This is a genomic window from Dietzia alimentaria 72, from assembly GCF_000226215.1.
In the GTDB taxonomy this organism is placed as follows: Bacteria; Actinomycetota; Actinomycetes; order Mycobacteriales; family Mycobacteriaceae; genus Dietzia; species Dietzia alimentaria.
This window is the reverse complement of the sequence record NZ_AGFF01000027.1, coordinates 52770-66310: the sequence shown is the minus strand read 5'-3', so window position 1 is coordinate 66310 and position 13541 is coordinate 52770. Positions and strand designations below refer to the sequence as shown.

The following is a 13541-nucleotide window of genomic DNA, read 5'->3' as shown; positions in this document are numbered from 1 at the left end:
CTTCAAATGCGGACCACTAGGTCGTCGGGACCCGTTGCGAGCCGCAGGATACGCTGAATCAAAGCGAGAGGCTTGGCAGTATCGAACACCGCTTCACCAAAAAGATCGATAATTACCTTCTTACCTTCCTTGTTTGAACTCGTGGAGTGCCAATAGTTCGTCGTCGGTTGGCCTTGGCTTTCGTGGGCATACATGACCCGTTGCGGTACGGCGGAACCATCCATGCCCCAGTAAATTCGCCCCGACTCAGCCAGCCGCTCGAAGCCAGCCGGAGGATAAGCCCACGTTCGCGTTACGGAGTTTCCCGTAGGACTCGTCACGACGTACTCATATCCACCACCTCTCAAACCTTTCGACACCGTGATGGGCACTCCACGCCACTTGCCATCGGGGAACTGCGCCGTCGGATCGCGGTACGCGGACTCGACGTACGCCTCCGACAATGGCTCAAGGAAGAAGGCTGACTCGGGCGAGCGGGAGAACACGACCAAGTACTCCCCCTGAATGGCAACGTTCTTCGAATCATTCGAGGTCTCGCGCTTACGGCGCCACATGATGGTGCAAACAAAGTTCGCCTCACCGAAAATCTCGCTGCACAGGCTGCGAAGGTTCGCAACCTCGCCGTCGTCGATGCTGACGACAAGAAAACCATCGTTAGAGAGAAGGTTGCGCGCTAAGCGGAGCCGCGGGTACATCATACTGAGCCAGTCCGAATGGAAGCGCCCGTTGGCCTCTGGGTTCGCAACCAGACGCGCGCCGTCCACGTCGTGCTGACCGGACTCTCTCAAGTAGTCAGACGAAGTTGAAGCGAACCGGTCGCTATAGACGAAGTCATTGCCCGTGTTGTAAGGAGGGTCGATATAGATGAGCTTGACCTTGCCGAGATACGACTCTTGGAGCAGCTTCAGCGCGTCGAGGTTGTCGCCCTCGACGAATAGGTTCTTCGTCGCGTCAAAATTCACAGACTCTTCTCGTACCGGTCGCAGGGTCTTGGCGATCGGCGCATTTGCGGCGAAAGCCGAGGCGCGCTTCCCAGGCCAGTCGAGTTGGTAGCGCTCCTGTGGGCCCTCCACGACGTGGTCAGACAGCTCCTGTCGAAGGAGGTCGAAGTCGACAGCCCTCACCAAATTGCCGTCGGCGTCGACGGACTCGGTGATAACGCTCGGGAACAGTTCGCCGATCTTAACGATCTTTTCCACCGTCAGGTCCGGTGACGTCATTCGGGGCTTCTCCACGTGGTCCTCAGTTCGTATTGCCCGCAGCGGGCCTGGTAGTGGCGCTGGTGAGTCCGGCCAGGTCGGCTTGTCTGGCTCGCAAGCTTCGCCGCAGCGCGACTTTGCGGTTAAGTTGCGGTTCATTGCGAAGTCTGCGTTCGAGCGCTGCGATCTCGCGCTCGAGTTTCCGAACTGTGCTCAGTCTGGCGACGACGTCCGACACCCTATCGCCCGCGTGGCTCTCCACGGGGGTGAGCGGCTGGAGCAAAGCGGTGTACAGACTCGTCAAGTCGATGGCTGTGGGCAGGGACGCTCGCTCGGTGTCTGCGGGGAGCCACTCCGTGCGAAAATAGAGGCCCACCTTCGGTGCACCTTTTCCGAGCTCCTTGTGTGCGGCGACCATCTGTATCTCTTCCCGCGCGCCTTCGTTCCGCCGGATCTCAAAAATGATCGGTGTTCGCACCGCTCTGTCGATTGTGGCGAGTACGTTTTCCGCAACATCGTCGACTTTGGCGTCGATCTCGAAAACCTGGATCTCGGGCACTTCGGCGCTGCCTGGCAGGTTTATTGTCGACTCGGCTAGTTTGTAGGCCCACGTGATCCTGCGAACGTCGGAAACGAACGCGTGCTTGACCGCAGCCCCGATGGTGGACTGTTCGTAGAACTTCGCCTTGGGGACCGTACGGCCGAACTTCGCCGCTGCCGGCCAGCGGTAGAAAAGGACCGTCACTCGGCGCCCTCTCCCGGATCCACAACCGCGATGAAAGCGATCAGTTCGAAGTCGTCGAGTCCACTAATCGTCTGGGCAAGCGCCGTCGTCCCGCCATCGGTGAATAGGCTGTCGAGATCTTGCTCGTCGGTGACCTCAACCATCGACCGGATCGCTGCCGTAAGAAGTTCGGAGTATGCGCCCATTTCCGAACCCTCGCCGGTGGCCGCGTTGAACACGCGAGTGACCGCAGGGACCGGCTCGTCGTGGGGCCGGCATCCAGCGCGGAGCAAGTTAAGCAGGCCCTTGACCTCAGTGTGATCGGCCAAGATGCGACCGTCGTCGCCGAGGTAGACCAGATAGTGCGGGTGTAGCCGGTTGCCCCGGTGGGCGCTCTCCTCCCCGCTTAGGTTGTGCAGGGCGAAAATTACTCCCGGACGTAGCCCCTTGGACGGGTCAGCCGGCACCACGGCGTGCAACCCCTTGGGCGACGCTTCGAGTTCGCCGTGCTCCTTGACGAATCCGAGCAAGTCCATCCGGAAGTCGTTTAGGCCGAGGTCGGTGATGGAGACGCCAGAACGGACGTCCTCAAGTTCGATCACCTCGTCCTGGAGTTTGCGCAGCTGCTCCGTACGGTACGCCGCATCCGCGCTCGCCGGGTCGAGGATGTTGTCGTCGCCGACGGCCGCGAGGTCGGCAATGACCATGCGGTTCTCGACGCGCTCCTTCAGGTTGATGTACTCATCCAGCGAGATATCGGGCCAGAAGTTGACGAGCTGAATCTGGGCGTTAATCGAACCGATGCGGTCCACTCGGCCGAAGCGCTGGATGATCCGCACCGGGTTCCAGTGAATGTCGTAGTTGACCAAGTAATCGCAGTCCTGGAGGTTCTGTCCTTCACTGATAACGTCGGTGCCGATCAACACATCGATCTCGCCGATCGCCGTCGACATCGTGAGGTGCCGCTGCTTTGACCGCGGCGAGAACAAGGTCATCACCTGCTGGAAGTCATGACCTGTGCCTAGCGTGGTCTTGGCCGCGTGCCCGCCACCAGTGATTATCGCGCTCTCCAGCCCAACCTCGCGGAAGGCGGGAGCGAGTTGTTGATAAAGGTACTCTGCGGTGTCGGCGAACGCCGAGAAGACCAAGACCTTGCGATTTCCTGGGTTGATGGGGTGCTGCGCCTTGTGCGTGACGAGCGCCTTCAACCGCTGGAGCTTTAGATCATGTGCCGAGGTGACCTTCTGCATCTCTGCGAGGAGTTCACGCAACGTCTCGCGGTCGTTCCACAGGTCACGGCGCCAGGACTCGATGTCGATATCGTCCGGATCGATCTTGATCTTCTGCCCGAATGTGAGCTCCTCGAGGTTGGCGTCGTCCTCATCATCAACATCCAGATCGAAGCTGGCGAAGCCTGCCTCCACCTCGCTGACCGCTCCAGCGTGAGACTCCAAGCGCCCCAAGGTCTGGTCGACGCCAGATTCGATCTTGGTCAGGGTGAGGCGGAAGGCTTCCACCGAGCTCTCCAGACGCTTGAGCAAGTTCACCGTCATGAGCTGCTTCAGTCCCTGCTCACGGCCGCGCTGACCCAAGTTGGAGCGGGCGGTCCCGCCCTTGACGTCGTAAAGCTCCTCGTACTTGCCAAGGCGACTCGGAAACACGTAGGCCATCGGCGTGTAAACCGCCAGAGTGAGCGCCTGGATCTGGTCGAAGATCTCGTTGAACGTCGCGACCCCAGGTAGATCCGTCAACGGCTCACGAATCGAAAGCGGCGGCAAGCGATCTGGGAATGCCCCGATCTCGCTGGTGTCATAGAACGCCTGGATGTGTTTGCGTGACCGCGCGATTGTTACCGAATCCAGCAGTTCGAAGAAGTCGAAATCGAGCATCCTGAGGATCTGATCCGTCGTTCTGTCCTTAGGCGACAGCTTCGACCAGTCGTTGAAAACCCGCTGAGCGTTAGTGAAGACCTTCTCGATCGTCGTCGACAAGCTCAGATGCTGGGCGAGGTTCTCCGACTCGCCTTCGTAGGCGAGCTGAAGTTGGTTCTTCAGGTCGTTGAAGCGGTTATTGACCGGGGTCGCCGACAGCATGAGTACCTTAGTCTTTACTCCCTCGCGGATCACCTGTCTCATGAGCCGCTGGTATCGCGATTCCTTTTCATAGGCATAGTCGGCGTTGCGGAAGTTATGCGACTCGTCGATCACCACAAGGTCGTAGTTGCCCCAGTTGAGCCGATCGAGCCGAATCCCCAGTGATTCCCCTCGCTTTCTGGAGAGATCGGTGTGCGCGAGGACGTCGTAGTTAAACCGGTCGCTAGCGAAAATGTTAGTGGTGAGATTGGCGTTGTAGTTCGTCCAGTTCTCCGCGAGCTTCTTCGGCGCCAAGACCAAAACGGACTTGTTGCGCAGCTCGTAGTACTTGATCACCGCCAGCGCGGTAAACGTCTTGCCCAAGCCGACGCTGTCGGCGAGGATGCAGCCGTTATAGGTCTCGAGCTTGTTGATGATGCCGGTGGCGGCGTCACGCTGGAAGTTGTAGAGGCTCTTCCAGACCTGAGTCTCCTGATAGCCCGTGCGGTCATTGGGCAAGACGTCCTCGTTAATTTCGTCGAGGAACTCGGCAAACAGGTTATAGAGGATGAGGAAGTAAATCCGTGCTGGCGAATTCTCGGCGTACACGCTGGCGATGTGTTCGTGGACCGCGTCGGTGACGTCATCGAGCTGCGCCGGGTTGGTCCAGATCTGGTCGAAGAGCGCGACGTACTGCGCCGTCATTGGCGCGTCGTCGACACGGTGGACCATGTTGGAGACCGCGTTGCCTCGCTCATAACCCAAATCTGCGGTTGTGAAGCCCTGCAGCGGCATGTAGGCGGCCCGCTCGTCGACCATCGCGAACTGCTGCATGGGGTTACCGGTCGAGTTCGATCGGAAGCTCACCTTGCGCCGCACCCAGTCGGCGCACTCCCGCGCAATCGCCCGTTGGTTGAGCTTATTGCGCAGACGGATCTCAAACTCAGAGCCCGCCAGGCTGGACTCGCCCCGAGCGGCGCTGGGGATGAAGAACTCCCGGCGCTCTTTGCGAAGCTTGTCGGTGACCTTCGAGGTCACAAACGACGGCGAAGTGAAGATGAACTCCAGGCCACTGACCTGGTCTAACTCCGTGCGTAGCGCCTCAAAAGCGAATATCGAGAACGTCGAGGCCGCGATGCGGACCTTCGAACCGGGAGTGATCTCAGCCTTGAGGACGTCGCCTAGAAGGTCGTTGACATTGTCGATAATTCGCACGGCATCCCTACGCTAACTCGAAACTTGCCGCACTCCGCCATCTCGGAGTCAGAACTTAAGTTACCTTAATGGACATTCGTCTAGGGTCGTGGGGTTCTGCGAATAGTGGTTGTAGAACGATTGTTGGCGAATGGTGCCCCCAGTCGGACTCGAACCGACACTGAAACGGTTTTAAGCCGTTCGCCTCTGCCAATTGGGCTATGGGGGCTTGCGGCCCACACGTGCTGTGAGCCTGTCGGCCCCGCCATAGCGGGGCCTGGTGGCGCGCAGTGCGCCAGGAGTCGCTTCGTCATCGGGCCAAACGAGCCAGTACCGACATCGCGATCCCGTCCAGAATATCCTTCTCGCTGACCGTGATCTCACCGATCCCGGCCCGCTCTGCCATCACATCACACAGCGCCGAGGCGACCAGCGCCCCGCCCCCGATCACGTCCACGCGGCCAGGGTGCATCGGGCCCATCGCCCTGCGTTCGCCGGCCGGGGCGGCCACCACCCGGTCGCACACCTCGCGCAGCTGGTCCACGGTGACCACCGAGTTGTGGATGCGCTCCGGGTCGTACTCGCTCATCCCCTGCGCCAACGCCGACAACGTCGTAAACGTGCCGGCCACCCCGACCCACCGCGAAGCCAATCCCAGCGGCAACTCGCCGACACCGGCGAACTCCTCCGCGATCGCCGCGCGAGCATTGGCGATCTCATCATCAGTCGGCGGATCCGAATGCAGCGTTCGCTCGGTGATGCGGACACAGCCCACGTTCGTACTGCGCGCACCCAGCAGCCTCGCCTGCCCGTCGACCAGCTCCCCCACCACGATCTCCGTGGAGCCTCCGCCGAGGTCGGTCACCACAAACGGCCCGTCGGCTGGCGACAGGTCGGACACCCCGCCGGCGAAGGTTAGCTCCGCCTCGGTCTGGCCCGAGATCACCTCCGCTTGCGCGCCCGGGAAGTGCTGACCCAGCACCTCGGCGGTCATGCCGAAGAACTGGTCTTTGTTCTTGGCATCGCGGGTGGCGGAGGTGGCGACCATCCGCACCGACTGCACGCCGAGGTCCGCCATGGTCGCCGTGTAGTCCGTCAGCGCGGTGCGACACCGCGCGATCGCCCCTTCGAACAACTGCCCCGTCGCGTCCACGCCCTCGCCCAGTCGGATGATCCGCATCTCGCGGGTGACGTCCACTAGCCCGGCCTCACCGGGCACGCCCTCGGCCACGAGCAGGCGGATCGAGTTGGTGCCGCAATCCACCGCCCCCACACGAACAGGTGCCCCACGCACGGCGGCGCTCACTGCTGATCCATCGCGATGTAGTCGGGCACGCCCAGCTCCTCGGGTGTCGGCCAGTCGGCGGGCAAGGCATTGCCCCGCAGCCCGGCCTCGCAGGCAAGCGCCACGGACTCGTCGCCCAGCCACACCACGCCCGGCCCCTCGGCCAGCGCGTACGCCATGAGCACGTGCAGGCACTTCACCCTCTCGGGCATGCCGCCCCCGGAGAAGTCCGTGCCCAGGTCCTCGATCTGGTTCCGCTTGGCCAGGAACCGCTCATGCGCCTGCCGGTAGTTGGCAGCCAACTCGGGCTCGCGCGACAACCTCGTCGTCATCCCCCTCATGATCCCGGCAGATTCCTGCCGACTCGCCTCGGCGGTGAGCCGCGGATCGGTGAGGTAGTACAGCGTCGGGAACGGGGTGCCGTCGTCCAGCCGCGGCGCGGTCATCACGACCCCGGGCTGGCCGTCGGGGCTGCGGTAGGACACCTCCAGCACGCCCCGCGGCGGCCGGCCCAGCTGGACCGCGATCGCGTCGAGGTCGGCTTGGGACACGCTCTGATCAGCGCTCACGCTAGGGGTTCTCCTGTGGTTGCTGGGGCACCGCATCCCCCTCCACGGGGACGGGCGGGGTGTCGGGGCCGCCGGGGATGGACGTGCCGTCCAGAACGGTCGACTCCTCCGGAAAGACTGGGTCCGCGGGCACGGAGATGGAGTTCCACACGCGGGTCTGCCACGGCATCGCGGCGATCTCAGCGGCACGCTTCTCGGCTGCCGCCTCCTCCACCGGATCCACCGGGCTCACCCGGTACGGGGTCTCCCCCGGCTTCACCGCGCCAAAGCGGATCCGCGCCTGTTGCTCGATGTACGCCGGATCCGAGAGCAGCTTCTCCTCGGTCTCCAGCTCGGCGATCGTCGCCTCCAACGCGGCCCGCTCCTGCGCCACCGCCTTCTCGTCGCCGAGGAACTGGTAGTGGTTGCGCAACGGGAACGACACCGTGACCAGCAAGATGATGGCGACGACGGCGAGGAGACCGATTCGCCGGGGCGTGTAGTTCCGCGGCCCCAGCAGAGTGTCGGACAGGTCAGTGCGCGTGGTGAGCCGGTGCGCCTCCGGATGCGCCGTGGAACCCACCCGGCCGGACCGGGCAGACGCCGGCACGGGCCGATCCCGTTCGCGGGACGGCGTGCGCCGCTGCGGCGTGGACCGGCGGGCCTGGTCGGCGGACTGCTCGGTGCGTGTGCGTCGCTCGGCGCGGCGGCGGATGGGACCCGACGCCTCCCCGGGCCGCCGGGACGACGCGCGATCGCGTCCGTCACCCCGACGATCCGAGGGGCGTGGTGGGCGGGCCATCAGCCCTCCTCTCGACTGTCCTATCCGACGAAACTGCTCGTGCTACCGCCTGGGCCGGGTCAGGCCGTAAAGCGCGGGAACGCTCCGGCGCCGGCGTAGCGGGCAGCGTCGCCGAGCATCTCCTCGATGCGCAGCAGCTGGTTGTACTTGGCCACCCGCTCCGAGCGCGCCGGGGCGCCCGTCTTGATCTGGCCACAGTTGCAGGCCACGGCCAGGTCGGCGATGGTCGTGTCCTCGGTCTCGCCCGAGCGGTGGCTCATCATGGTGGTGTAGCGGTTGCGGTGCGCCAGGTCCACGGCGTCCAGCGTCTCTGTGAGGGTGCCGATCTGGTTGACCTTGACCAGCAGCGAGTTGGCCAGGCCCTGGGAGATGCCGTCGGCCAGACGCTGCGGATTGGTGACAAACAGGTCGTCGCCCACCAGCTGGACCTTGTCGCCGATCATGTCGGTGAGGGTCTTCCAGCCGTCCCAGTCGTCCTCGTCGAGCGGGTCCTCGATCGAGACCAGGGCGTACTTCTCCACCAGCTCGGCGTAGACGTCGGCCATCTCGGCGGCGGAGAGCTGCTTGCCCTCGAAGTGGTACTTGCCGTCCTTGAAGAACTCGGTGGCCGCCACGTCCAGCGCCAGGGCGACGTCGGTGCCCAGCTCGTAGCCGGCCTTCTTGATGGCCTCCACGATCACGTCGAGCGCGGCCTTGGTGGAGTCGACCGACGGCGCGAACCCGCCCTCGTCGCCCAGGCCCGTGGACAGGCCCTTCTCCTTGAGGACGGCCTTGAGGTGGTGGTACACCTCGGTGCCCATCCGCAGCGCCTCGCGGAAGGTCGGGGCGCCAATCGGAGCGATCATGAACTCCTGCACGTCGACGCCCGAGTCCGCGTGAGCGCCACCGTTGAGGATGTTCATCATCGGCACCGGCAGGACGTGCGCGTTGGCGCCACCGATGAACCGGTACAGCTCCAGACCGGACGACTCGGCGGCAGCGCGGGCCACGGCCAGCGAGACCCCCAGCACCGCATTGGCGCCGACGTTCGCCTTGTTGGGCGTGCCGTCCGCGTCCAGGAGGGCCTCGTCCACCACACGCTGGTCCTCGGCGGGGATGCCGATCACGGCCGGCGCCAGCACGTCGAGCACGGCCTCCACTGCCTTGGTCACGCCCTTGCCGAGGTAACGCTCGTCCTCGTCGCGCAGCTCCACAGCTTCGTGGGCGCCCGTGGACGCACCCGAGGGCACCGCGGCGCGGCCGAACGAGCCGTCGTCCAGAAGCACCTCCACCTCCACGGTGGGGTTGCCTCGCGAATCGAGGATCTCCCGGGCTCCGACCTGCTCGATAAGCGCCATCTGTACTCCTAGGGGAAGTTCTTGGAATCTGCGTGGTGAGGCGGCACCACACTCAGACGGCGGCACCGGGGGCCATTGTTCCACGTCTGTCTACGGGGCAGGCCGAGGCTGGGCCGGGATGGGCTGCCTCTCAGTCTGCGGACGTCGACAATTCGCACGAACCTGCTGATTTTGCCTCGTCGTCTCCGGCCGCACCTCTCAGTTGCCGTCCGTTGATCTTGCGTGCGCGCCACCATCTCTGTGTCCGCCAGAACTCTTGGAGGATGACCGCTACAAGAATCAAGACGAAGATCCCCATGAAAACGAAACCGGCGATCGGAACCACTCTTCCCAGTCCCTCTGATGGGTAGGCCTGCGAAACCAGCGAGAAGAATCCCAACCCGACTGCACCCAAGACTGCCCATACCAGCAGCCATGAAGAATAGTCGGGAGATTCAATTCGCTCGTACTCCCTATCAATCGCCGCCAAAATCGTCTTAGCCTGCCATTCGGAGGGGGAAGCTTTCTCGATCACCTCACGAAGCGCGATGATTCGATCTTCTGGAGCTTTCCGGGAGGACGAGATTAAAGCAACGGAGAACGCAGTGGCTGCACTGATAACCGCAGCGATAACTGTCGACATAAGCCGAGGCTAACTGAGTGGTACGACACCAGCCCGGAGCATCGCTGACGTACCAAACAGCGAAATTTTCCGACGCCGGACGACTTGTGCGCCGATGTCCGCGATAGCGTCGTCAAGGTCCGCATCGTCGACGTAGCGCCCCTCCGCCACGTCAACCCACCCGCGATCGGCAGCTGCGCTTAGCGCGGCCAGCCTGGCGGCGTCCCCATCGACGCGCCGCTTGATCAGTCGAAGCCCGTCGCGTAGGACTTCGCTCGCATTCTGGTATCACCCGGATGCCACCCGCTGATCGACCAGCTCGTGTTACTGCTGGCCCAAGACAACCTTCCGTGTCGGAACACTCACCACCACGGTCGGCAAATTGTGCCAATCCCGAGTGCCCCGGGAGGGTCTGCGATCAATCCGAACCGGGGTACGGCCAGCGAATTGGGCGCGGCGGGACGTTGTCGTCGTTCGCAGGTACCAGCGGAGTCCGTCGGTGACGTACCCGACCCCTAGAGTGAGCCCGACCCCGCCAGGATCAGGAGAACGCTGTGGACTCACTCGTCGTCATCGCCGCCCACAACGGGGCAAACATCTGATGGCGACCCGGTCCTCACGCTCGACAACCAAGAAGCGCAAGACCAGCTCCACCCGAGCCAAGTCGGCCAAGAAGCCCAGCGCGGCGCCGGCGGTCCCTACGATCCCTCCCGGCCAGCGGGTGTGGCTGCTGGAGCTCCCGTGGGGAGGACTGGGCGGCGGGACACCGGCCGGGGTGACCTACTACAAGTCGCTCACCGCGCACGCCTACGTCGGCACCACCCTGCCGAGCCAATTGGAGCCTTACGCCAGCAAGCCGTACTCCTACCTGCGGTGGCTGGAAGACGAGCTCAACGGCAGCGCGGGCCCGGGAGCGACCGCCGCACCGATGACGCTTCGTTCGGAGCAGCGCGCGGACGTGGACGCGATCGTCGAGGCCGCCGAGCAGCGATTCCGGCAGGTCCACCTGGCCAACGATGTGGGCACCGGCAAGACCCTGGTGGCGGTGGCCGCGGCCAAGGCCATCGCCGAATTGCGCGGCGCACACACGATCTTGGTGACGGTGGACCGGCCGGCGCGCATCACCATCCCGTCGTGGCGGCGCACCATCGCCGCCCTCGGTGACGACGATCTGCGCTGGATCATCATGTCGTCGGACAGCCTCGGCAAACTCATGGCCCGGAACGGACGCCCGCGCCTCAAGGTCGATGTGGCGGTCATCGACGAGGCCCACCAGTTCCGGTTCACCAGCAAACGCACCAGCTACATGCGGCGGCTGACCCGCATGGACTCACCGCACGAGAAGGCCCCGTTCGTACTGACAATCACCGCCACCCCGGGCCACCATCCAGGTGAATGGGGGTATTTGTCGTCGCTGTACGCGCAGGTACACGACGACCCGCCTTCCAGGTGGGCGGACTTCGGGCGGGCCCTGGCCGAGCGGGGCGTGCCGCTGGAGACCTCCTACGGCAAGTGGACGTGGACCGCGGAGGCCAAGGAGTCACTGCAGGTCCAGCAGTCCGCCATCAGCGACGTGCGCGACATCCTGCTGCGCCACGATCCGCCGCTGCTGCTCACCCGGTCTGCGCCATGGGGGCCGCCTCCGTTTGACGTGGACCTGGTGGAGCTGACCCCGGACCAGTGGCGGGCCTACGAGCTGGAGTGGGGCGACTTCCAACGCGAGATGCAGCTGGCCCGGACGGGCAACAACGTCGCCCGCGGACTTGCTGCGTTGGTGCGGCTGCGCCAGAAGGCATCGATGATCCGGGTCGAGCACACGGTCGCGGCGGCCAAAGCTGAACTCGAGCGCGGTTACCAGGTGCTGATCGCCACCGAGATGGTGTCCACGGCCGCGCACCCGGTGGCCGAGATGCTCGAGGCCGAGGGCGTCCCGGTCGCTCGGATCTACGGCTCGAACCCCCAGGCCGAGTCCGAGCGAATGCGGTTCCAGCGGGGCGAGGCACCGGTGGTGGTGTTCAACACCCCCACCGCGATCAACCTGCACGCCCGTGAGCAGTTCGCCGACGGCTCGTTCGCGACCGCCACCCCCCGCAGAGGCTTCTTCCATCAGGCCCGCTACTCGGGGCTGCTGGCCGAGCAGACGATGGGACGCGCACACCGGGATCATCAGCTGTGCTCCTGGTCGCTCCTGGCGGCAGCCGGCACGATCGAGGAGCGGGCGGGGACGGTGATGCTCTCGCGACTGATCGCCTCGGCGACAAGCACTGATGCAGACGCCTCCACCTTCTCCGAGGTGGCCCGGGTGTTCGGTATCGACTGGATCCCCGCCGTTCGACTGGCAGATGGCCTCAACTAGAGCCCTCCGACACTAAAGCCCTCCATCATTAGAGCCCTCCGACCTCACGGCGCCGTTGTGCCGATCGAGTACGCCGCCGCAGCATCCCGCACGTCCATGACGTACTCCCGCGACGCGTTGTAGGCGAGGATCGCGCGCTGCCAGTTCTCCGCCTCCGAGAGATCCCCGCCGACCGAACACAGCAGGCGGGCGGCAGCGATGGCGGCGTCGTCGATCTGGTTGGGGTCGGCCCGCCCGTCGCCGTTGGCATCGCGCCCGAACTTCGCCCACGACTCGGGAATGAACTGCATGGGCCCCACGGCCCGGTCGTGCTCGGTATCGCCGTCCAGCTCGCCGCCGTCGGTGTCCGGGATGTCCGCGAAACCGGGCGTTCCGTCCAGCTTGACCCCGATGATCGGAGGAAGCGCGTAGCCGTCGTCGTTCAGGGTGGATCCCCCGTACCGACCGTGACGGGTCTCCACATGCCCGATCCCGGCGAGCGTGGTCCAGGCGAGGTTGCACTCGGGCTGAGTCTGCCGCATGGTCTCAGCGGCGTTGCCGTACGCGGCCAGCGCGGCCTGCGGGATGTTCATCTGCTCGTTGATGACCTGCGCCCACGGGCGGAGCTGGTCGGAGGTGCGGCCGGGCTCGTTGATATTCACGGCAGGCACGGGCGCGCCCACGCCGGGCGGGATGCCGGGTGGGATCTGGGGTGACGCCTCGCGTGTGGGCCCGTAGGAGCACGACGACAACACCGCCGCCATCGCAGCTAGACCCGCAAGACACGCGTTGGCGCGGAAGTTTCGAGTGGACATCGCGCTCAAGTCTGCCCGAACCAGCCGGAGCGCCGTGTCAGGGCATCCCCTGGCATCCAGAGACGCGAGGTCGCCGCCACGAACAGTCCCGCCCAGAATCTGCCACCCACGATGAACTCGCGCGCGTACCGCGGCGGCGGCGCGAGTTCATCGACGGCCGCGGATTCGTGACGGGCGTACAGGCGCGGGTGCAGACTGTTCAGCGGGGGCTGTATTGTTCAGTACATGCTGACGCAAGTGAGTCGCCTCGAAGTCATGCATCGGCTGGGCCGGGCGATGGCCGACCCCACCCGATCCCGCATCCTGCTCCGCCTGCTCGACGACGCCCGCTACCCGGGAGACCTCGCCCACGAGCTCGAGCTCACCCGGTCGAATGTCTCCAATCATCTGAGCTGCCTGCGGGACTGCGGGATCGTCGTGGCGCACCCCGAGGGACGGCAGATGCGCTACGAGATCGCCGACCCGCATCTCAAGGCCGCCCTAACCGCGCTGATGGATGTCACGCTCGCGGTGAACAGTGCGGCGCCCTGCATCGAGCCCGGTTGCCACGTCTGCAACCCGGCACCGGAGCAGTCGCTGACGGTGGTCGCCGCACCAAACGACGGCCCCGCACCGATCGAAGGCGCCGC

10 protein-coding genes, 1 tRNA gene and 1 pseudogene are annotated in these 13541 nt (G+C 64.6%); 2 read left to right on the top strand and 10 right to left on the bottom strand.

Annotated elements, in window-relative coordinates:
- Positions 1-2 precede the first annotated feature (2 nt).
- The 9 genes from ON04_RS14660 to ON04_RS16560 all read right to left on the bottom strand — a co-directional run bounded on the left by ON04_RS14660 (position 3) and on the right by ON04_RS16560 (position 9783).
- Entirely contained in the window at positions 3-1220 is a 1218-nt protein-coding gene (locus tag ON04_RS14660; protein WP_010542389.1) for a site-specific DNA-methyltransferase, read from the bottom strand.
- 22 nt (positions 1221-1242) lie between these two features.
- Positions 1243-1944, bottom strand: a complete 702-nt coding sequence (locus ON04_RS14655; protein WP_010542388.1) for a DUF4391 domain-containing protein — start codon at positions 1942-1944, stop codon at positions 1243-1245.
- Positions 1941-5210 (bottom strand): helicase-related protein, encoded by a 3270-nt coding sequence (locus ON04_RS14650; RefSeq protein ID WP_010542387.1) that lies wholly within the window; start codon positions 5208-5210, stop codon positions 1941-1943. Before ON04_RS14650 ends, ON04_RS14655 begins: the two co-directional genes overlap by 4 nt.
- Positions 5211-5341: 131 nt before the next feature.
- Positions 5342-5418, bottom strand: a tRNA-Leu gene (locus tag ON04_RS14645).
- 81 nt (positions 5419-5499) lie between these two features.
- Positions 5500-6495 carry a Ppx/GppA phosphatase family protein gene (locus ON04_RS14640; protein ID WP_010542386.1) on the bottom strand — a complete coding sequence of 332 codons (996 nt, stop codon included), beginning with the start codon at positions 6493-6495 and terminating at the stop codon, positions 5500-5502.
- Complete coding sequence (locus tag ON04_RS14635; RefSeq protein WP_050815377.1) at positions 6492-7079, bottom strand: DUF501 domain-containing protein; 588 nt, start codon at positions 7077-7079, stop codon at positions 6492-6494. Before ON04_RS14635 ends, ON04_RS14640 begins: the two co-directional genes overlap by 4 nt.
- Positions 7045-7824, bottom strand: a complete 780-nt coding sequence (locus tag ON04_RS14630) for an FtsB family cell division protein (protein WP_010542384.1) — start codon at positions 7822-7824, stop codon at positions 7045-7047. Before ON04_RS14630 ends, ON04_RS14635 begins: the two co-directional genes overlap by 35 nt.
- 59 nt (positions 7825-7883) lie before the next feature.
- Positions 7884-9161 (bottom strand): phosphopyruvate hydratase, encoded by a 1278-nt coding sequence (eno, locus tag ON04_RS14625; protein ID WP_010542383.1) that lies wholly within the window; start codon positions 9159-9161, stop codon positions 7884-7886.
- 130 nt (positions 9162-9291) lie between these two features.
- Entirely contained in the window at positions 9292-9783 is a 492-nt protein-coding gene (locus ON04_RS16560; RefSeq protein WP_141564813.1) for a hypothetical protein, read from the bottom strand.
- A 580-nt stretch (positions 9784-10363) separates the two neighbouring features.
- Here ON04_RS16560 and ON04_RS14620 point away from each other — a divergent pair.
- A complete protein-coding gene (locus tag ON04_RS14620; RefSeq protein ID WP_010542382.1) occupies positions 10364-12118 on the top strand; it encodes a DEAD/DEAH box helicase family protein in 1755 nt (584 codons plus the stop codon).
- A 44-nt stretch (positions 12119-12162) separates the two neighbouring features.
- On the opposite strand, the gene ON04_RS14615 is transcribed toward ON04_RS14620, so the two are convergent.
- Positions 12163-12912 (bottom strand): lytic transglycosylase domain-containing protein, encoded by a 750-nt coding sequence (locus tag ON04_RS14615; protein WP_029458560.1) that lies wholly within the window; start codon positions 12910-12912, stop codon positions 12163-12165.
- 225 nt (positions 12913-13137) lie between these two features.
- Here ON04_RS14615 and cmtR point away from each other — a divergent pair.
- Positions 13138-13464, top strand: a pseudogene (gene cmtR / locus ON04_RS14610) (Cd(II)/Pb(II)-sensing metalloregulatory transcriptional regulator CmtR); the annotation flags it as partial.
- Positions 13465-13541: the final 77 nt, after the last annotated feature.